Source organism: Myxosarcina sp. GI1, assembly GCF_000756305.1.
GTDB lineage: Bacteria > Cyanobacteriota > Cyanobacteriia > Cyanobacteriales > Xenococcaceae > Myxosarcina.
Genome location: NZ_JRFE01000022.1, coordinates 1 through 21,888, shown reverse-complemented (window position 1 = coordinate 21,888; position 21,888 = coordinate 1). Strand labels below are relative to the sequence as shown.

Annotated in this window: 13 protein-coding genes and 1 pseudogene; 9 read left to right on the top strand and 5 right to left on the bottom strand. The window is 41.0% G+C overall.

Annotation, left to right across the window (positions count from 1 at the left end):
* Positions 1-162: 162 nt before the first annotated feature.
* The 4 genes from KV40_RS32205 (at position 163) to KV40_RS15485 (ending at position 7,800) form a co-directional block, all read left to right on the top strand.
* Entirely contained in the window at positions 163-3,648 is a 3,486-nt protein-coding gene (locus tag KV40_RS32205) for a PAS domain S-box protein (protein ID WP_052055674.1), read from the top strand.
* Positions 3,649-3,704: 56 nt separating this feature from the next.
* Entirely contained in the window at positions 3,705-4,985 is a 1,281-nt protein-coding gene (locus tag KV40_RS15495; protein WP_036483312.1) for a dihydroorotase, read from the top strand.
* 62 nt (positions 4,986-5,047) lie between these two features.
* Positions 5,048-7,333 (top strand): EAL domain-containing protein, encoded by a 2,286-nt coding sequence (locus KV40_RS15490; RefSeq protein ID WP_081942871.1) that lies wholly within the window; start codon positions 5,048-5,050, stop codon positions 7,331-7,333.
* A gap of 149 nt (positions 7,334-7,482) precedes the next feature.
* On the top strand, positions 7,483-7,800 hold the full coding sequence (locus KV40_RS15485) for a DUF1825 family protein (RefSeq protein ID WP_036483309.1): 318 nt from the start codon (positions 7,483-7,485) through the stop codon (positions 7,798-7,800).
* A 303-nt stretch (positions 7,801-8,103) separates the two neighbouring features.
* On the opposite strand, the gene KV40_RS15480 is transcribed toward KV40_RS15485, so the two are convergent.
* On the bottom strand, positions 8,104-10,026 hold the full coding sequence (locus KV40_RS15480; protein ID WP_036483306.1) for a transglycosylase domain-containing protein: 1,923 nt from the start codon (positions 10,024-10,026) through the stop codon (positions 8,104-8,106).
* Between the two features lie 287 nt (positions 10,027-10,313).
* Between KV40_RS15480 and aroB the strand changes: the two genes are divergently transcribed.
* Complete coding sequence (gene aroB / locus KV40_RS15475; protein ID WP_036483303.1) at positions 10,314-11,396, top strand: 3-dehydroquinate synthase; 1,083 nt, start codon at positions 10,314-10,316, stop codon at positions 11,394-11,396.
* Positions 11,397-11,633: 237 nt separating this feature from the next.
* On the opposite strand, the gene KV40_RS15470 is transcribed toward aroB, so the two are convergent.
* Both KV40_RS15470 and KV40_RS15465 read right to left on the bottom strand, forming a co-directional pair.
* On the bottom strand, positions 11,634-11,930 hold the full coding sequence (locus KV40_RS15470) for a DUF3240 family protein (protein ID WP_253274276.1): 297 nt from the start codon (positions 11,928-11,930) through the stop codon (positions 11,634-11,636).
* A gap of 360 nt (positions 11,931-12,290) precedes the next feature.
* On the bottom strand, positions 12,291-15,104 hold the full coding sequence (locus KV40_RS15465) for a cation-translocating P-type ATPase (RefSeq protein WP_036483298.1): 2,814 nt from the start codon (positions 15,102-15,104) through the stop codon (positions 12,291-12,293).
* Between the two features lie 468 nt (positions 15,105-15,572).
* Between KV40_RS15465 and KV40_RS15460 the strand changes: the two genes are divergently transcribed.
* Positions 15,573-17,246: a transglutaminase domain-containing protein gene (locus KV40_RS15460; RefSeq protein WP_036483296.1), complete on the top strand. Its 1,674-nt coding sequence runs from the start codon at positions 15,573-15,575 to the stop codon at positions 17,244-17,246.
* A gap of 268 nt (positions 17,247-17,514) precedes the next feature.
* Here the strand turns inward: KV40_RS15460 and KV40_RS15455 are convergent, their stop codons facing one another.
* A complete protein-coding gene (locus KV40_RS15455; protein ID WP_036483294.1) occupies positions 17,515-17,703 on the bottom strand; it encodes a hypothetical protein in 189 nt (62 codons plus the stop codon).
* An 81-nt stretch (positions 17,704-17,784) separates the two neighbouring features.
* On the opposite strand from KV40_RS15455, the gene KV40_RS15450 reads away from it, so the two are divergent.
* The 3 genes and pseudogenes from KV40_RS15450 to KV40_RS37325 all read left to right on the top strand — a co-directional run.
* Positions 17,785-18,360 (top strand): DUF2854 domain-containing protein, encoded by a 576-nt coding sequence (locus tag KV40_RS15450; RefSeq protein WP_036483293.1) that lies wholly within the window; start codon positions 17,785-17,787, stop codon positions 18,358-18,360.
* A gap of 17 nt (positions 18,361-18,377) precedes the next feature.
* Complete coding sequence (locus KV40_RS15445; protein ID WP_036483291.1) at positions 18,378-20,117, top strand: FAD-dependent oxidoreductase; 1,740 nt, start codon at positions 18,378-18,380, stop codon at positions 20,115-20,117.
* Between the two features lie 250 nt (positions 20,118-20,367).
* Positions 20,368-20,568: pseudogene (locus KV40_RS37325) on the top strand (transposase); the annotation flags it as partial.
* Positions 20,569-20,787: 219 nt separating this feature from the next.
* Here KV40_RS37325 and KV40_RS35755 read toward each other — a convergent pair.
* On the bottom strand, positions 20,788-21,888 hold a 1,101-nt coding region (locus tag KV40_RS35755; RefSeq protein WP_036483289.1), incomplete at its 5' end, for a hypothetical protein.

Genomic DNA, 21,888 nt, shown 5'->3' with positions numbered 1-21,888 from the left:
CAGGCAACTTTTTTACCTGAAAAAACAAAAAACTATGGTTTTCAAATAAAGGCAGTTTAGTAAAGACGCTCGATGACAAACACAAAAAAAATATAGGTTTGCTCGCATAGCAGATGCTTTTTTTTATCTAAAATAAATTTACTACAGGTTACGGTTAGCAGGATGGACACAGATATTGCTCGCGTCTCAAATTCTAACCCATCAAAAGGAATGCTGTTGCAGTTAGCAGACGGTAGCATTCAAGGCTGTAACGAAGACGCAGTCAAGATTTTAGGCTACAGCGTCGAGCAACTAATGGGTACTTCTTCCTTTAAACCTCCCTGGCAAACAATTCATCAAGATGGTTCTCTTTTTTTACCAGAAACTCATCCAGGGAACGTTTCAATCGCTACTGGCGAATCACATTCTGCTGTAGTAATGGGATTGTATCAACCCAGTGGAAAATTAGTCTGGTTATCTATTGACTCTCAGCCATTATATCAATCGGGCGATCGCCTGCCTTATGCTGTAGTAGTCACTTTTAGCGATATTAGCGAACAGATTGCCAAGTCAGAAGCTACGCCAACCGAGCCGATACATACTCCTTTTTTATTTACCCAGGAAGTAGCCGATGCTATACCAGGAATACTGTATTTATTTGACGCGATCGCCCAACGCAGTCTTTTTGTTAATTCTCAAGTATACGACCGCTTGGGCTATACCCCAGAACAAATACTGGCTATGGGGGCAAATTTTATTGAGGGATTAATGCATCCTGAAGATCGCGACCGCTTTGTCTCTCATATCGAGCAGCTTCATCGCTCAAGATCGTCAGCGGTGTATCCATTTGAATATCGCCTGCGTCATAAAAATGGAGAATGGCGGTGGTTTCGCAGTCAAGATCGAGTGTTTAGTCGCACTTCTGATAATTCTGTACATCAGATCTTGGGTATTGCCGAAGAGATCGCTCAACGCAAACAAGCCGAAGCCGAGTTAGTCAAAACTAATAATATTTTGCAATCTATTATTAACGATACTCCCGACGTAATTTATGTCAAAGATTTACAAGGTCGCTATGTAATCGCCAATCAAGCGGCAGCTGACTGGTTAAATATTAAGATTTCAGAGATAGTGGGGCGAGATGACGCTGCTTTGTTTCCGCCTCAAATCGCTCGATCGATTATAGAAAAAGACCGTTTGGTAATCAAAAGTGGGGAGTTTATTGCTTACAAAGAACAAGTTCCCTATCGAGATACGATGCGATCGCTACTTACTAGTAAATATCCCTGGCGCGACGAAACGGGAAATATTTTAGGAGTTATTGGTATTTCTAGAGATATTACTTCTCTAGAAGAAGCAGAACAAAAACAACAAGAACAAGAACAACTGCTCAAACTAGCACTATCAAGTGCCAAAGCAGGTTTCTGGGTTTGGCAAATTGCTGCTAATAAAGTTTTTTGGTCGCCAGAAAATTACCATTTGTATGGTATCGATCGCCAATGCAATCCCTTGCAATTTCAAGATTGGGAACGTACTCTTTATCCAGAGGATTTAGAATCAACCAATCGGCAAATAGAAAAGGTTTTAGCTGGTGAGAAAGCGGAGTTACGAATCGAATTTCGGATTTTTCATCCCCAGAAAGGAATTCGCTGGTTGTTGGGTATCGGCAATGTGACCTTTGATGACTATGGTAAACCAATTCGTCTCAGCGGCATCAATCTCGATATCACCGAGCGCAAACTAGTAGAAGCAAAGTTACAGAACAGCGAACGACACCTAAGACGTGTTTTGGACAGTTTAACCAGCTTTGTCGGCGTAATGACACCTGACGGAGTATTAATTGAAGCCAATCGTACGGCTTTAGCAGCTGCTAAGTTGCAAGCGGCAGATGTCATAGGCAAACCGTTTGCCGAAACTTATTGGTGGTCTTATGATTCTGAAGTTCAAGCGCAGTTAAATCGGGCTATTAAAAGGGCAGCAACAGGAGCAGTGGTTCGTTATGATGTTGTAGTTCGATTGACATCAAAAAACTATATTTTAGTTGATTTTAGTATTTTTCCTCTATTCGATCCTAATGGACGAGTAGAATACTTGATTCCATCGGGTATTGATGTCAGCGATCGCGAAGCAAGCAAACAAGCCCTACGGCAAAGCGAATACGAACTCAAACTAATTACTGAAGTAATTCCCCAACAGATCTGGACGGCAACCCCAAACGGTGCCGTAGACTATATCAATCAACGTTGGCAGGATTATGCGGGTGCTACTCTAGCACAAATACAAGAGCGTGGTTGGGTGACAATGGTACATCCTGACGACTTCTCTCGGCTAAATAGAACTTGGATGGACTCGGTACGTTCGGGAAAAAAATACGATATGGAAGCGCGTTTACGTAAAGCTGATGGAACCTACTGCTGGTTTTTAGGTAGAGGTAGACCATTGCGCAACGAAAAAGGAGAAATTATTAAGTGGTATGGTACCAATACAGATATTACCCGCATTAAAGAACTAGAAGAAGAACTACGGCAACAAACAGAAGATTTACTTCACGCCAACCAGCTAAAAGATGAATTTTTAGCGATTGTCTCACACGAACTGCGTACCCCACTCAATCCTATTTTAGGTTGGTCGCAACTGTTAATCGATGGCAAACTCAAAGCACAGCAAATAACTACGGGACTAAACACAATTTACAAAAACGCCACCCTACAGTTGCAGCTTATTAACGATTTATTAGATGTATCGCGGATTCTGCGGGGAAAACTAGAACTCAAACTAACTTCAGTCAACTTAAGCTCTATCATTGCTGATGCCCGAGAAACCGTAAGGCTAGCGGCTGAAGCTAAATCAATTGAGATTCTGACTATATTTGACCCCAATGTCGGTCGAGTTTTGGGAGACTTAGCCCGTCTACAGCAAATCCTCTGGAATCTGCTGACCAATGCAATCAAATTTACCAGCGAGGGTGGGCGGATAACTATCAAACTGCAGGGTGATGCTGCTCGCGCTCAAATTCAAGTTATCGACACGGGAATTGGGATCGAATCTGACTTTTTGCCCTATGTATTCGAGCGCTTTCGTCAAGCAGAAAGCAGCAATACCCGCAATTTTGGCGGATTGGGATTGGGTTTGGCAATCGTTCGCCATCTAAGCGAACTACATGGCGGAACCGTAAAGGCAGAAAGTCTTGGTAAAGGAAAAGGAGCGACTTTTACCGTTACCCTGCCAATAAGCGGTAGTTGCCTAGAAATCGAGCCAGCAGAAACGGTTAAATTGACGCCAACTAATTTAACGGGAACTAAATTTTTGGTAGTTGATGACGATGCTGACTCTCGCGACATGCTGCTGTTTATCCTCAAAGCGGAAAATGCCGAAGTAAAAGCGGTAGCATCGGGCAGTGAAGCTATAGAAATATTTAAAGAGTTTAAGCCTCACTTTTTAATTAGCGATATTAGTATGCCCGAGATGAATGGCTATCAATTACTGCAAAAAATACAAAGTTTGTCTGTAGAACTAGAAATAGAAGTTATAGCAATATCTCTTTCTGCCCATGCCACCGAACGAGATCGTCAACAAAGTATGGAAGCGGGATTTGCCAGACACATCAACAAACCAATCGATATAAACGCATTTATAGACTTAATGGTGCAATTAATTAGTAAAGATTAACAACAGTCGATAAGCGTTGATAGAATTAACTAGCAAAAATTTCGCTCTAAAGTTTGATGAACGAGGAAGCAAAATTATTACGGCAGGTTAGAATCATCGACCCTGTAGCCAACAGCGATCGCCAGCAAGACGTGTTACTCGTTAACGGTAGAGTTGCCACTATAGAAACTTCTCTAACCAATTATCCTCAACATACAGCAGTAGTCGATGCCAGAGGAATGGTTTTGGGTACGGGACTGGTTGACTTGTACAGTCACAGTGCAGAACCTGGAAACGAAAGCCGAGAAACCTTACAAGAGTTAGCAGAAACGGCGGCAGCAGGAGGATTTACTCAAATAGCCATTCTTCCCGATACGGTTCCCGCCATCAATAATCCCGACATACTGGCATCTCTACAGCAGAGAAGCAAAAATTTATGCAGTAGAGATGTTACCTTACCTCAAATTCATTTTTGGGCGGCTGCTTTTGCCAATACCCAGACAATGAACGAACTAGCAGAACTTAAAACAGCCTCTGTTGGCTTCACAGGCAAATATAATTTGGGCGAACTTTACTTGCTCAAACAAATGCTGGAATACATTAAACCCTGGCAAAAACCAGTAGCGATCGCTCTAACCGACAAACCTCTCAGCGGTATGGGTGTTGCCAGAGAAGGAGCTGCTTCTATACGTCAGGGTTTACTGGGTAATCCTGCTTATTCTGAAACGGCAACCATTGCTGCCGCTTTAGAAATTATTGCCGCCATTAACACACCCGTCCACATTATGCGGGTTTCTACTCAACGCAGTGTAGAACTAATTGCCAGTGCCAAACAACGTGGGGTACCAATTACTGCCAGCACTACCTGGATGCACCTCCTGCACGATACCGAGACGCTCGACAGCTACGATCCCAATTTGCGTCTCGAACCACCACTGGGAAATAAAAACGACCGCCTTGGTTTGATTGATGGGGTAAAACAGGGCATCATCGATGCGATCGCCATCGACCATCGCGCCTATACCTATGAAGAAAAAACAGTATCATTCGCACAGACACCACCTGGAGTAGTTGGTTTGTCAATAGCATTGCCTTTGTTATGGCAGAGGTTTGTCAGTAGCGGTGAGTGGACGGCATTAGAACTATGGAAAGCCCTTAGCAGTCGTCCCCTTAGTTGTTTGCAGCGAGCCACCCTGCCAATTTCTGCTTTAGACGCAACCGAACTAGTATTATTTGCTCCCACCCAAACTTGGTTAGCCAGCAGTAACAATCTTAAATCTCCTGCCAACAATACACTATGGCGCGATCGACAAATTACAGGCAAAGTAATTCAGACCTGGCGAGGAAAAAATAGTTAGTTTTGTTGCTAATTGGGGAAGTATAGATTTAGACGGATGCCGCCATAATTAGCATAAATCGAATGTCCAATCGAGAACAGGAGTCTGTATCCCAGCGAAATGCCCCTAAGACTGAAACCCTCGATGTTTTCTCAAATCTTGCTTCATCTCATCAAGCTAATGGTTCTGAGATTTCATCAGAACTGCTGTCTTCACTTTTAAGACGCATACAAGAAGTATTACAAGAAAATCAACAGCTAAAACAAGAGCTAAGGGAACTAGAAGAAAGAGAAGAAAGATTTAGAGAGATTGCCGAAAACGTAAGGGAAGTTTTTTTTGTTATTTCAGCCCAAACTGACGAAATACTCTATATTTCTCCCGCCTACGAAAAGATTTGGGGTAGAAGTCGCCAAAGTTTGTATGAAGATCCACAATCCTGGTTGATGGCAATTCATCAAGATGATATTTTAAATGCTCTGGCGACAGTTGAAACACAATTTAGGACGGGCGATGAATTTGAAGAGCAGTATCGTATCGTCAGACCAGATAATACTATCCGTTGGGTTAGGGTACGTGCTTTTCCCGTCCGCGATGTCTTGGGAAAAGTCAGTCGCTTTGTCGGTATTGCTGAAGATATTACTCAACGTCACGAAGCCGAAGCAGCAATGAGAAAGAGTGAGGAACAATTTCGCCTGACTTTTGAAATGGCTCCTATTGGCATGGCAATTACCGACCTCGACGGCAAATTTAAACGTGTTAATAAGTCTTTATGTTTGGCTTTAGGCTATTCTTCAACAGAATTACTACAGCTTTCTTTAACTAAAATTGCCCATCCAGAAGATTGGAAATTACAGCGTGAATTGCAACAAAAGCTGATTGCCGAACGAGACTCTAATCTTCAGATTGAAACCCGCTATCTTACCAAAGACGGACGAGTGATGTATGCCCTGCTAAAAATAGTAATCATGTGCGACTCGATGGGCGACGTGCTTCATTTTAACAATCAAATTGTCGATATTAGCGATCGCAAAAAAATGGAGCAGCAGTTACTTCACGATGCTCTACACGATACTCTGACAGGATTGCCCAATCGTGCTTTGTTCATGGATCGTCTCGCCCAACAGCTAAAAAAAGCCCAGAATTCTGAAAACTATATATTTGCCGTTTTATTTCTCGACTTAGATCGTTTTAAAGTAGTTAACGATAGTGCGGGACATCTAATAGGTGATAAATTACTGATTCAGATTGCCAAAAGACTTGAAAAATCGATCGCTCCTACCGATACGGTAGCACGCCTCGGCGGAGATGAGTTTACAATTTTACTCGAAAATATACGGGGAATTGAAGATGCTACTTTAGTGGCTCGCAGCATCGATCGAACTCTAGCTTATCCCTTTAAAGTTGGCAATTACGAACTATTCACTACTGCTAGTATTGGTATTGCCCTTTCTACTTCAGATTACCAAAAACCCGAAGATATTTTGCGCGATGCCGATCTAACTATGTACAGTGCCAAACATCAAGGCAAGGCTCGCTACGAAGTTTTCGATCGCTCGCTGCGCGATCGCGCCTGTTCTCAACTACAGTTAGAAACCGATCTAAGACGGGCGGTAGAACGCCAAGAATTTGAGGTTTACTATCAACCAATTGTCAGTCTAAAATTGGGTGTTCTTACAGGTTTTGAAGCTTTAGCTAGATGGCGGCATCCCAGCCAGGGTTATATTTCACCTGTAAACTTTATTCCTCTTGCTGAAGAAACGGGAGCGATCGTTCCTTTGGGAACTTGGCTACTCAAAGAAGCCTGTCAACAACTACGGAATTGGCAAACTAAATATCCCCAAGTAGAACATCAAGATTTAGCTCTCAATATCAGCATTAATCTTTCTGGTAAACAATTTAGCCAACCTCATTTAGTTAAAACTATCGAGCGCACTCTGACTGAAACTGGATTAGAGGGCAAACATCTCAAGTTAGAAATTACTGAAAGCATTTTAATTGATAATTTAGAAGCCGTTACTAAAAAGATTTTGCAATTAAAAGCAAAACAAATCAGGTTTAGTATTGACGATTTTGGTACTGGTTATTCATCTCTAAGCTATTTGCATCGTTTTCCCGTCGATACTATTAAAATAGACCGCTCTTTTATCGCTCGAATGCAGTCTAATCGCGAAAATTCGGCAATTGTCGAAGCGATTGTCACTTTAGCTCACATTTTAAATATGGACGTTATCGCCGAAGGTATAGAGACTTCCGCTCAACTAGCCCAACTGAAATTACTTGAATGCGAATATGGACAGGGCTTCTTTTTCTCTCCACCTCTGTGTAAAGCTGAAGCTGAAGCTTTAATTGCTAGTTTTCCTCGTTGGTAAGGTTATAGAGCTATTTTATCTAGTCATTAGTATGTGGAAAACCGTATTTCATTCGGGTTTTCTGCTGTTTTAATATTAGAATAAAGATAAATATAAATTAATTTAAGGTCAAATTTTTAATAATAATTGACAAAATCGAGATAGCAATTATGGGATTTTTTGATTCTCAAGTAGTTCAGCAAGAAGCCAAACAGTTGTTTGAAGACTATCAATCTTTAATGCAGCTAGGTGGGGAATACGGCAAGTTCGATCGCGAAGGTAAAAAGCTATATATCGAACGTATGGAACAGTTAATGGAACGCTACCGTATTTTTATGAAGCGTTTCGAGCTTTCTGAAGACTTTATGGCGCAGATGACGGTTCAGCAGTTAAAAACTCAACTCGACCAGTTTGGCATTACTCCCCAGCAAATGTTCGATCGCATGGAAATGACTCTCAAAAGAATGAAATCGGAAATTGAACCCTAAGTTCAAGCGAAAAAATTTATAATCAATCTTGGCGATCGGCTAGATTACTGTCAGTGTCCGCTAGACAAACAATTATCATTTAACATCGTACAATTGATATATTACTCGTTAATATTTCCTCATTGTTTATTGCTTCCTGTTGATTGTTAAATCGATAGAAACTATTTGAATTGTATAGTAAACAAAAACTATATTAAAAGTAGATTCAGACTATTTTTAATCGAGCCACAAGCTAAAAGCTAAGAACTAGAATAAATAATAAATAAATGATGTGTATTAGTTAAAAATCAAACTGATATAAAACTAAGGACGAGGATATTTAGAGGCCGCAGGAAACTGCTTGACTGGTTCGTTTTCTAAAGCTTTTAACATAAAAGAACGCCAAACTGGTGCGGCAAAATCGCCTCCAGTAATTCCCTTACCCATACTTCGATAATCATCATTTCCCACCCAAACTGCTGTTGCTAACTGGGGTACATAGCCTACAAACCAAACATCGCGTTCTGAGGAAGTGGTTCCAGTTTTACCTGCTGCGGGGCGACCAATACTAGCTTTTCTACCAGTACCTTCATTAATTACTCCCTGTAACATGGTAGTAAGACTAGCAGTTGCCCAGGGATCTAAAATACGTTGCGGTTCTGGTCGATTGTCTAACAGAATATTGCCTTTACTATCTGTTACTCGAACAATTGAAGTTGGCTTAGAATGCCAACCATTACTAGCAAAAGTAGCAAAAGCGCCAGCCATTTCTAAAGGAGTTACGCCTATCGAACCTAAAGGCAAAGAAATTACTGGCTGTAAAGGACTTTCAATTCCTAAAGCCCGACAAATTTCAATTACTTTTTCTAAGCCTACTGCTTTACCTAGTTTTACCGCAGGCACGTTACGCGACTGAATTAAGGCTGTCGAAATAGACATTGCCCCTTTAAAATCTCCCTTTCCGCCATAATTTTGCGGTTCGTAATAACCGCCAGGAACGCGATAGGTAACGGGAGCATCGGTAATAGTGGTGCTAGGAGTATACTTACCACTTGCCAATGCAGTATAGAAAACAAAAGGTTTAAAAGAAGAACCAGGCTGTCTGCGAGACTGTACCGCTCGATTGAACTGACTTTCATCGTAATTGGTGCCACCCACTAAAGCTTTGACAAAGTGAGTTCGGGGATCGACTGCGGCAAGAGCAATTTGATCGGCTCGCAAGCCCCAGCTTTGCAGTAGCCGATGACTGTCTTTGACGCTTTGTTCCGCCATTTTTTGAAAGTTAAGATCGATAGTGGTTTGAACCCTAATACCGCCTTGCAGAACTTTATCTCTACCAAAACGTTCTTCTAGTTCTCTAACTACTGCTTCGGTAATAAAAGGTAGTTTGCTTTTACCCCACGCCGTTGGTTTTCCGACTAATAAAGGTTCTTTTAGAGCGAGATCGGCCTGTTCGGGCGTAATCCAGCCGAGAGTTTGCATTCGCTGCAATACTACGGCTTGTCTTTGTTTGGTTTCGGCATAGTTAAGAAAAGGACTGTACTGCTGTGGTGCCTGAATTAATCCAGCCAATACTGCTGCTTCTGATAGGCTTAATTCTGAAGCACTTTTATTAAAATAGGTTTCGGCTGCGGTTTGTATGCCGTAGTTATTATGACCCCAATAAATGTTATTGAGATACATTTCTAAAATTTCGTCTTTAGTAAAAACCTGTTCTACCCTTATTGCCAAAACTGCTTCTGCCAGCTTGCGGCTAAAAGTGCGCTCGCTAGTCAAGAACAAATTTTTAACTAGCTGCATGGTAATCGTAGAAGCTCCCTCAGATACGCCGCGACTTTGAAAGTTTACTAAAGCTGCACGACCAATACTGTATGGATTGATTCCTGGATGCCGATAAAAACTACTGTCTTCAATTGCCAGTACCGCTCTTTTTAGATCGGGAGAAATTCCTTCTAGTGGCGCAATTTCTCGGTTAGCTTCGCCATGAAGCCTCGTAAGCAGTCTACCTTTGATATCGTAAATATAGCTAGTTTCTGAGGGAACGTAATTACGCAATACTCTTACGTCGGGAAGGTTGCGGAAGCTAAATGCCAAACCGACTAAACCTCCGGCAACAACCGAGCTAGTAATCATGGTAATTCCCAGTACGGTACCGCCTGTAGCTTGAGCGACTCCAGATAAAAAATTTAGAGCGATCGCACCTTTGCCAATTGATTTTGATTTCTGTCTAATAGTTTTAGACGACACGATATTTCAATTTCCTCCAGAAGATCGGAATGCACCAAAGACAGTTGCTTGAATAGTAGACTAACCTAAACCTAAATAGTACGTAAAGAATTAGAAATAGCAGATAATAATCGCGATTGTAAACTACCTAAGAATTTTGTGCCCACTATAGATCGACAATTGTAGCAATCAAAAAGCAAGTATCGGTCAAATTAAAGTTATTAGCAGCTAAAATCTATTTTTACTCGATGTCTCAGAGCCAGCGAAAAAATATAATAATGAATAACTAATTTTTAAAAAAGCAAGTCATGCCTACTATAACCGTCAGCCTTCCTCAAACTTCCTATCAGATTGATATTGCTTCTGGTAGTCTCAACCAGTTAGGCAAGCAAATGCAAAAGCTTGGTGTAGGTAAAAAAGTTTTAGTTGTTTCCAACCCAGAAATATTTGACTACTATGGCGATACTTGTATCAACTCCCTACAGAATAATGGTTTTGAAACTTTTACTCATTTAATACCTGCGGGAGAACAATATAAAAATCTCCGCTCTATAGAACAAATATACGATACCGCCCTAACCAACCGTATCGAACGTTCTTCTACTTTAGTTGCTTTAGGAGGAGGGGTAATTGGCGACATGACAGGATTTGCAGCAGCAACCTGGTTGAGAGGTGTTAACTTCGTACAGGTACCAACCACTTTGCTGGCAATGGTGGATGCTTCTGTCGGCGGAAAAACGGGTGTCAATCATCCTCAAGGCAAAAATCTTATTGGTGCTTTTTATCAACCCAAACTGGTGGCAATCGATCCCGATGTTTTAAAAACTCTACCAGAAAAAGAGTTTAGGGCGGGAATTGCCGAGGTTATTAAGTATGGCGTTATCTGGGATGAAGATTTATTTACCAAACTAGAACAAGCCGAGCATATAGATAACTTTAGCGCGATCGCTCCAGAATTTTTGCAAACAATTTTAGTTCGTTCTTGTCAGGCTAAAGCTGATGTTGTCAGCCAAGACGAAAAAGAAGCAGGTTTGCGAGCAATTTTAAACTACGGTCACACTATCGGTCATGCTGTAGAAAGTTTGACTAACTATCAACAGTTCGTTCACGGTGAAGCGGTGGCAATAGGCATGGTAGCAGCAGGAAAAATTGCCGTTCGTATGGGACTATGGACAAAAGCTGAAGCCGCACGACAGGATAAATTAATTGCCAAAGCAGGTTTACCTTTAGATATTCCCTCACAGCTAAAGATTGATGACATACTCGAAACGATAAAAAGCGACAAAAAAGTTAAAGCAGGAAAAGTACGCTTTATTTTGCCAACTAAAATAGGTGCGGTGACAATTACCGACCGCTCAACTTCCGAGCTTATTAAAGAAGCTTTGCCGTAGAAAAAACACCTCAGCAATAGACCTCGAACATACAAAATTTATCTGTAGTTTTTTATACTGTAAATGTTTCCCTAAAAACACCGATAGTTAGATGTTGCTGCTTTCAAAAGTAAAAATGCGTTTTATCGTGCATACCTGCATTTTATTCTTAAAATAAACAATAATGCGTAGCAAAGCCATGCCGCGCTTGCTTATCGCCAGTTCTGATATTTAACGCTTGAATTTTCATACATATTTCTAATCAAATAAACCTTCTACCTGTTGTCTATAGGCAATCAAAGCGTGATTTTGCGGAAAATGCTTTAGCTCTTCAAGTAACTGGTCGGATGTTTCAGATGTGACGATAGTTTTGACTTCAATATTGGTGTTGTAACCAGCCATATCTCCCATGCGTCTGCCATGTCCACCCGCACCCTGTGCGGGAATAATCGTATATCCAGAAACAGCTAACGTTTGTAGTAACTTAATTAAACGGTCTTGCAAAACCGCTTCGCAGATAATAGTTACAAGCATACCTCTATTTAAAGAAGACATAATAATTTTTAAAATGATATGTTTGGTAAGTTTTGCAGCGATCGCTAGCTATTTGAGACGATCGCTTGAAGATTGTCTTTATTATCTATGAAAGAGCTTCAATTAGATAATCAAAGTAAGCTTCAACTTTGTTAGTATCTTCTAAAGACAATAGGGAAAGCGTATTTTCTTATATTACGGACACTTTTGGCAACTGAGTCAATTGGAGTACCAAGTGATTTGTACATTTATCGAACGCCAACGATTGCGATCGCTTAGAGGTGTTTCTGATTGCCACTGAATTACGCGATCGCGTAATTTACGAAAGATTTGTAGCTATTGTTAGCATTACGTAAGTACATTATTGTTACGCTACTTATCTTATCTTTTAATGAAAAAACGAATAAATAACTTTTCTAGTTCCACCCAAACAAACATTAGCATACTAAAACCCAGGCAAATTAATAATTGCCCTCCCGTTAACACTTGCGTTCCGAAGAAACTGCGTAATGGCGGTACGTAAATTAGCATTAGCTGTAAAACAGTAGTAACTGCAACCGAAACGAGTAAGTAAGGATTGGAAAAAGGATTAATTTCTAAAGTCAAACGTTCGTGCGATCGCACCGCTAGAGCGTGTCCCATTTGAGCGATACACAGGGTAGTAAATACCATCGTACGCCAGGTGTCGGGAAAAGCTTCATAAGCCGAAACCATAAGAGTAATGGTAATAATAGAAAAAATAATACCGATGCGAATGATGTAAAGACCCAAACCTCTAGCAAAAATACTTTCTTGGGGATTTAACGGAGGACGATTCATAATGTTAGGTTCGGGAGGTTCGACCGCTAAAGCCAAAGCTGGTAAACCATCGGTAACTAAGTTCATCCAGAGAATTTGTAACGGAGTTAGGGGAACATCGGAAAGTCCGATTATTGGTGCGGTAGCAATCACGATTACTTCTCCAATATTACTTCCCAGAATATATTTAATAAAGCGGCGAATGTTGCTATAGACTACTCTGCCTTCTTCGGTAGCGGCAACGATAGTAGCAAAATTGTCATCGAGCAACACCATATCGCTGGCTTCTTTACTTACGTCCGTCCCTGTAATGCCCATAGCAATACCGATATCGGCTTGTTTGAGGGCTGGCGCATCGTTGACTCCATCTCCAGTCATCGCCACGAATTTACCCTGTTTTTGTAATGCCTGCACAATGCGTAACTTATGTTCGGGAGAAACACGGGCGTAAATACTTACTTCTGCTACTTCCCGTTCTAAATCTGCTTGCGAAAGTTGTTCTAGCTGTTGTCCATTGAGTACGCGATCGCTCTGAGTGGCAATGCCCAAACTTTGGGCGATCGCCTTAGCAGTTAGCTGATGATCCCCCGTAATCATTATTGGGCGAATGCCCGCTTGCAGACATTCTGCCACTGCATCTTTAACTTCAGTGCGCGGTGCATCCATCATGCCCACTAATCCCAACCAAATTAGGTTGCTCTCGGTAGCTTCGGCAGCAGCTTCTGAGGGAACTTCCGCCAGGGGTTTGTATGCCAATGCCAAAATCCTTAAAGCGTTAGCTGCCATACGGTCATTGGTTGCCATAATGCGATCGCGTTCTGTGTCGGTTAAAGGTAAGATGCGATCGCCCTGTTGCCAAAAACTGCACCTTTCTAAAATTAATTCTGGCGAACCTTTAGCAAACAAAATTAACTCGTAACTTTCTATTCCCGCAATCGATTTATCCCGATATGCTCCTAGATTACAAACAACGCTCATCCGTTTGCGTTCTGAGGAAAAGGGAAACTCGGTAACTCTGCGGATTTTGCTGTTAAGTGTAGGTTGGTCGAAACCTGCTTTACCAGCTAAAGATAATAATGCTCCTTCGGTAGGATCGCCGATAATCTGCCATTCTTGTTTATCATTTTGCGCCAGAGTAGCATCGTTACATAGTATGCTGGCAAGCAATAAAATTTCTAATTCGGAATGGTTAGCAGGTTCGATTGCTAAATTGCTATTGGTTTTAAATTGTCCAGATGGCTGATATCCCTCTCCTGTAACTATCCAAGAACCCGCTACACATTCTACCTGCTGCACTACCATCTTGTTTTGTGTTAGAGTTCCCGTTTTATCGGAACAAATAGTATCGACAGAACCCAAAGTTTCAACCGCAGGTAGCTTGCGAATCAGGGCGTGGCGTTTGACCATTCGTTGGGTTCCTAATGCCAGAGTAACGGTAATAACGGCGGGCAAACCTTCGGGTACTACTGCCACCGCCATCGATAGAGAAACTTCGACTAAATCTTGCAGGGCATCCCAACCGCCAGCAATTACGCCAATAATAATGACAATTGCTACCAAAATCATCGAACCAGTTACTAACACCTGTCCCAACTGATTCATTCTTTGCTGCAAAGGCGTATCTTCCTGTTCTACCGACTGCAACATCTGAGCTATTTTACCCAACTCGGTAGCCATACCCGTTTTAGTGACGATTACTTTGGCTCTGCCTTGTAATACCTCCGTACCAGCAAAAACCATATTGACGCGATCGCCAATTAAAGTATCTTCGTTCAAACCTTCTTGGCAGCGTTTGGTTACGGCGTGTGCTTCTCCCGTTAAAGCCGATTCTTGAATTTGCAGGTTTGCCGCCTCTAATATCTGTCCGTCAGCACACAAGCGATCGCCAGCTTCGAGGAAAATAATATCTCCAGGTACGAGGTTGGGGGCATCTACCTCAACTTTCTTGCCATTACGCAGCACTTCTACCAAAGGGGAAGTCATATTTTTCAGAGCAGCCAGGGCTTTTTCAGCGCGGCTTTCCTGTAGATAACCTAAAACTCCATTGAGAATAACAATAGACATAATGGCGATCGTATCTTTGAAGGGTAGTTCTCCAGACGTATTACCTCCCTCTTTCAACTTGACTAAATCGAGAATTCCCGAAATGACTGCCACCGCAATCAGCATCAATAACATGATGTCTTTGAACTGATCGAGTAAAATTTCCCAGTTGCTATGTCCTGCGGATTCTTCAATTTCATTTTTGCCGTAGTGTTTTAGTCGTCTTTCTACTTGAGCCGAAGTTAGTCCGTTTTCAATATTACTATTGAGTAATTCGAGGGTATTAGCAACAGGTAGCGTATGCCAGGGATGTTGGATAGCGGGCAAAGAATTAGAGCGATCTGATGGGTTCACGGGAAAATTTATGATAAGAAATGCTAGTTGAAAACTTGTATTTGAAGATTAAACTCATACAGCTATAAATTGTCAAACTTGAAAATTAACAATTCAAGCAATAAGTATTGATAGATCGAATTTACCGATCTAGTTGTTGCTACTATTATGTACATCTCCTTAGTTAATTGACCTTGGAGAACAACAAAGCTTAATGGCGAGCCAACTCCAGTTTCTATAGTTTTGCAAGGACGAGGCTTTGGGCTTTATGTCAAGCCTGTTCTGAAATATTATGTTTGAAACTCCTCAGTTTTAGGAAACATATTTCTAAAAGATTAGAGCCTAAAGCTTATGAAGTATAGCGGTTTTGACCGAGGGCAAGGTGAAATTTTAAATTTAGTAAAGTCTTAATAACTCAAGCCTGATTCGATCGACTCTATTTTACGCGAAACCTGCTATAAAACTTAAATATCAAACAACTACTAACCAATGACCATCTCTAAAATAGTCACTTCTGTCAGCACCTCCAAAACTATTAGACCGATCGCGGCAAGTTCGATTTACGGTATTGTCTTTTATCAAGGTTATTTGTGGGCGATCGATTCGAGAAACGGCTATTTATTAAAGATCGACCCCGCTACAGATAATACCGTTATTGTCAACTCTCATAACTGGTCGGATTTTTTAGGTGCCACGGGTTTGGCGATCGCTGAAGATCGTCTTTGGTTTACCAATCGCGAAAGCGTTTATTATTGTTCTCTCGATGACGACATACTCAAACCAGAGGTATTTGTCCGCCTCGATAGCGATGCTGATGGGATCGCCGTTTGGCAATCTACCATTTATATTACCAGTCAAAGATTGGGGCAAATTCTTATTTACAGTCGCGATCGCGCCAGCAAAATCACCCATTTTTACACCCCTGGGATTGGTTTGGAAAACATTACCGTCACCGAAGAACATATTTGGCTCAGTGATACGCTCGAACAAACCGTCTACTGTCTCGATCGCGCTACGGGAGAGACTATTTTTAGCGTCCTGACTCCCTTTGAGTCGCCTACGGGACTGGCTTTTGCTCCTAATTCTGACGGCAAAGAAACCCTGTATGTCGCTTATGCCGACCGCGAAGTTTATATCCGCGATAATCCTAACGCCGAACCCAACTACGAATTACAGTATCGCGATCGCACTTTTATCCATCCCCTACACTTTTGCTACTATCCAGACCAGAAATATGCCCTTTCTAATGGCTATGCGATCGAAATGTCCTACGCCGAAGAAATTTCGCCTCTCGATCCTGTAGAGTTAAAAGATTTAGAATGGCGCATCGCTCTACCTGCTGAAACCGACCGTCAAAAGATTAGAGAGGTAGAAGCGATCGGAATCCCCTTTACCGAAGAAGTCAAAGATGGACAGAGAATCGCCGTTTTTAAATTCGATAAATTAAATTCGGAAGAACGTCACGTTTTTGGTTGGAGGGCAATTATCGAAGTCTGGAGTATTAAATATCAAATTAAACCCCGCGACTGTGAAAACCTGAGTGAACTTTCCGAAGAATTTGCCGCCAAATATTTAGTCGATAACGATAATTTGGCTATGAACAGCGAAATAATTCAACGCGCTGCTAATGATGCCGTAAGCAGAGAAACCAATCTATTGCGAAAAGTCTACAGTATTCGCAACTATGTTTATGACAAACTAACCTACGGCATTAAACCTCACATCGATACGCCCGATATTGTCCTCAGACGGGGTGTCGGTTCTTGTGGCGAATATTTAGGTTTACTTTTAGCTTTGTGTCGTCTCAATGGTATTGCCTGTCGTACTGTAGGACGTTATAAATGCCCTCCCCATCCCAACAATAAACATAATCCCCTTCAACCTGATTACAATCACGTTTGGATGGAGTTTTATCTTCCCGACTATGGCTGGCTACCAATGGAGTCTAACCCCGACGACATCTTAGAAGGAGGTCCTTATCCCACCCGCTTTTTTATGGGACTGGCTTGGTATCATGCGGAAATGGCAAAAGACACTTCTTTTGAAACTTTAACTAGTGAAGGAATGCCAGTAGACAAAGAAAAAGTTTCCATCGGCGAACTGGCTCTAAATCACGTACGGTTTACAATTTTGGAAGAGTTACAGCCAAGCGAAGCCCAATAGAATGGCAAAATCATGTGTTGTGATTCACCAGGACAAAATCTTATTTCTAAAAGCAGTAGCAAAGTAACTAGCTTTGGCATAACCTGCTGTCAAAGCCACTGCTATAACACTCATGTTACTCTCTAATAAAAGATTTTGTAGTATTAACTAGCGACAAACAACAAAAAGAATTTCGATCCAGCAATTCTTGACTGGCGTTTAGAATAGCGATCGCCAGACGCGCCTCCGCTACTTTTAATCGCGATAACTTTAGTCATGCCTACCAAAGCTAAACATTAGAATTTTTTTCTTCAGGAAAAGTTTCGTGAAATTCTTCAACTAATTCATCTAATTCTTCTAGTGCCTGATCGACATCTACTCTTAAAGTACCGATACTAGGGTCTTCTAACAAGTTGACTAATAGTTCGCGCTTGGTTTCAATTTCGGCAACTTTAGATTTAATAGTAGCTTTATCCATATCTTGCTTTAAGTTAAATTAACGTGTCCCATAGCTCTAGAATAGACAATATTGACAAATTTAAACAATATTTTCTAGCTTATGTTTCGCAAAATACCTTTAGCTGCTGTTGGTTTGACCGTAGGTGGCATTTTAACGACGATCGGTTTTTATGCTTATGCGGTCGGTAAACCTACACTTAATTTAGCAGGATTCTTTTACGGTATTCCCTTGTTATTAGGAGGTTTTGCTCTTAAGGCTGCCGAACTAAAACCAATTCCCTACACCAAAGAAACTCCACCAGAAATTGTTGCGCTGCGCGAACAGGCAACCGCAACCCAAACCCAGTTGAGAAAAGATGTAACTCGCTACCGTTACGGACAAGAAGCACATTTGGATGAATCTCTAGAACGACTCGGCTTGAGTCCGACTGACGAAGATCGACCAGTATTAATTGGCATTCAAGAAACTAAAACAGACGGTGCTTATACTTTACTGATGCAGTTCAATTCGCCATTTATATCTCTCGAACAGTGGCAAGAAAAGCAAGAAAAAATAGAGAAGTTTTTCGGTCCTAATATTAAAGCGGTAATTACTCAACCAGATAAATCGAGAATCGATCTGGCATTAATTAAATGCGATCGCACCGAGAAGGAAAAAGCTGAAAATGAAGAATAAGTTCAACTAATTACTCGATGCAGCAAATTAGCACCGAAGTTTTAGTCGTTGGTGGTGGTACTGGAGGAGTTGCAGCCGCCATTCAAGCTGCTCGTCGGGGAGTAGCAACTACTGTAGTTAGTGAATTTTCCTGGTTAGGAGGAATGCTTACCAGTGCGGGTGTCTGTGCGCCTGACGGCAATGAATTAGCAGCCTGGCAAACTGGTTTGTGGGGTAAATATTTAAGAGAGTTACAAAAAAAACAGTCTGGAGGATTGGATAATGCTTGGGTCAGTTTGTTTACCTATCATCCCCAGGTAGGTGCCAAGATTTTCGCCAACTGGGTAAGAGAATTACCCAATCTTAACTGTATTTATAACTATAAACCACTGGCAGTAGTAAAACAGGGTAATAAAATTACTAAAGTTGAGTTTGAAGATTTTGTCGTTACAGCCAAAGTTATTATCGACGCTACGGAATTAGGCGATTTACTGGCGTTGGCTCAAATACCCCATCGTTGGGGTTGGGAATTACAGGCAGAATTTAACGAACCTAGCGCGCCCGTAGCACATAACCAACTAACAGCTAAATATCCCGTACAAGCTCCAACTTGGGTATTTATGCTACAACATTCTAATAATTCTCAAAATTTTTATACTTTAAAAGATTCATCGCCTTTTAGAGATGCCTGGGCTAGTTATGGTGCAGAAACTTTTTTAAATTATGGCAAACTGCAAAATAATCTCTATATGATTAATTGGCCGATCGTAGGTAATGATTATGGAGAAAATTTAAATCGCCTTATCGCTTCTGAGACTGAAGCAAAGCAATTTTTAGCAGAAGCATATCAACATAGTTATGACTTTGCCGTTTATATTCAATCTCAGTTGCCAAACTATAGTATGGCAACAAATATTTTTCCTCAATCACAATTAAATTCAGCTTTTGCCCTACACCCTTACTATCGAGAAAGTCGCAGATTAAAAGGTAAAACAACTATTACCGAAAATGATATTTTACCTATAGCCAATGGCTGTGTCGCACCCTTACCCATAAATGCTAATGGAGAAGTTAGCGCGGTCGCTATTGGTAATTATGCTAACGATCATCACTATCCTGGGTTCGATTTTTCCTTGCAGCCCAAATCGATACGTTGGGGTGGAAGATGGACTGGTACGCCGTTCACTATTCCCTATGAAGCTTTAGTTCCAGAGTCTACCGAAGGTTTACTTGTCTGCGAAAAAAATATTTCTGTCTCTCATATTGCCAATGGCAGTACTCGTCTACAGCCTGTAGTAATGAATATCGGACAAGCAGCAGGTATGGCAGCAGCATTATGTATCGAAGCTAATTGTCAGCCACAAAAACTATCAGTTAGAAAATTACAGGAAGCGTTGCTAACAGATAAAGATGCACCTGCTGGTGTTGTTCCTTTATACAACTTACCGCCAGAACACCCCCAATGGCTTTACTGGCAACGATATTATCTGGATAGTCCTCAAGATTACCCCGTTGACGGTAATTGTCCTACCAATTGCGCGAGCGAAACTACTGCTAACGGCAATTACTATCGAGGTACTTTTCATAATGTAGGCGATGGAGAATACGCTATTACTTTAAAAGAACCGCAAAATAATATTTCTCGCTGGCAGTTAATTACTTTAAATTCGACAGTAAATGAACGATTACAGTCTTATTGGGAAGGTAAAGAAATTTTTGTTGTGGGAAGATTTAATTTAGCAGGTAATTGGTTTATCGCTGAAGCAATTTTATCGTAAAGCTATTAGTTTTAGGAATGAACTTAGGTTGTAACCAACCAGTAATTTATCGAGCAATTGAAGGGATAATAACACTGGTTATCAAGATACAGCTTTACGTATAAAGATTAGGACATAATCAAAGGGAAGCGAAAAATAAGTAGTAAGGCAAATTTAATTACATACTTTAGTCTCCCTTTTCCCTTTGCCCTTTAACCTTTTCCCAATCTCAACCGAGAAATTTATTTGGCACAAGTACCTAAAATAAGATAAAGGTCAAAGCATTCAAGAAATAGCGATTGATGCAGAATGTGAAATTTGGTATTTACCACCATACTCGCCTGACCTGAATAAAATCAAGCGTTGGTGGTCTATTCTCAAAACTTGGATGAAACAGAGAATTTATGACTTTGAAAATATCAAAGAATGTGTTGATTCTGCTTTTGCTCAATGTCCTAACGTATTCGCGTAATGCTATAAATTTTATATAAAAATAAAGTGGGACGAAATTTAATTCTTATCCCACTTACATTAGTTTATTGTTAAATATTGTAGTTAGTCGAGCAACACTGGCATCCATCTGGACGGAGTCGTTCGTTTTAAATTAGATCGAACGACTTAGCACGAGAGTGACGCGCTTGTGATACTACAGTACTGTATCTTTTCTTGAGTTTAGATTACATCTACATTTCTACATTAGTGGCTGTGCATCTAAGAGAAATTCGGTTTTTGGAGCATGAGAGCTTAAGTTTGCAGGGCTATCGTTTACCAGATAGTCACCTACGGAAGTAAGACCACTAAATTTTCGGTTGGAACTAACTACATCACCATATCCAGCATCTGACCAAACCCAATAAAAGCTGCCAAGATCTCTTTTATAAGTTTCATCCCATACTTTTTTGTAAGTATTGGGTTTATTACCATAGCCGTTCTCTAGCCCTATACCGAAGTTAGACGCTCCTACTAAAATCGGTGCGGGAAAGTTCTGAAGTTTATCAAGAGTATTAGTTACTCCACCCCTAAGCTCAATTTCTGAATAGGCTTGGGTTACGAAAACTACGTTATTTAAAGGATCGGAATTTAAAATCGCCTTACCTTGATTCAGAATCATTTCAAATCTTTGCCCATAAAAACCAGCGGTGATTTCAATTGGGGCTTTATATCCAAGTGCTCTAATTTCCTTAATTGCTTTAATAGAATCTTTTCTCCACTTGTTTTCATCTTCATGAACTACTTCGCCCTGAGCATGAAGCGTGACGTAAGCTTCGTAGTCCTTAATTGTTTTCATGACTTGTTTGTCTCTGAAATCGACGTGTCCGATTGAAACCCAAAGATTATTATCTATTGCCTCTTCAAGGGCATTCTTAAACTCGTTTGGTCGTCCGCCTATCAAGCGCGTGGCGTTAGCTCCAGTCTTAGCAAGTTCTGCAACATTATCACCATTGCCATCGATTAGCGAACCATTTTCGTAAGGGTCATTCCATTCACCCGAACCTTGATACTCACCATATCGAACGACATTTTCAATTCCTCTCATGATCACCTTATCGCCATTTGCATCGTAGAGGAATCTTCCTTTTACTTGGAGATGTTGGTCATCTCCAGATTGGTCGCGACCGTTTTGATTGTTAGGGTTAGTAGGCTTAGGGTTAGTAGGTTTAGGGTTAGTAGGTTTAGGGTTAGTAGGCGTATTTATGGTTCCGTTAGATTTACCGCCATTGAAAGATAAATTTTTAGGAGCAACTACTTTGCCGTTAACTTTGGTGGCATTGAAGGTAATAGTTTCGGTTTC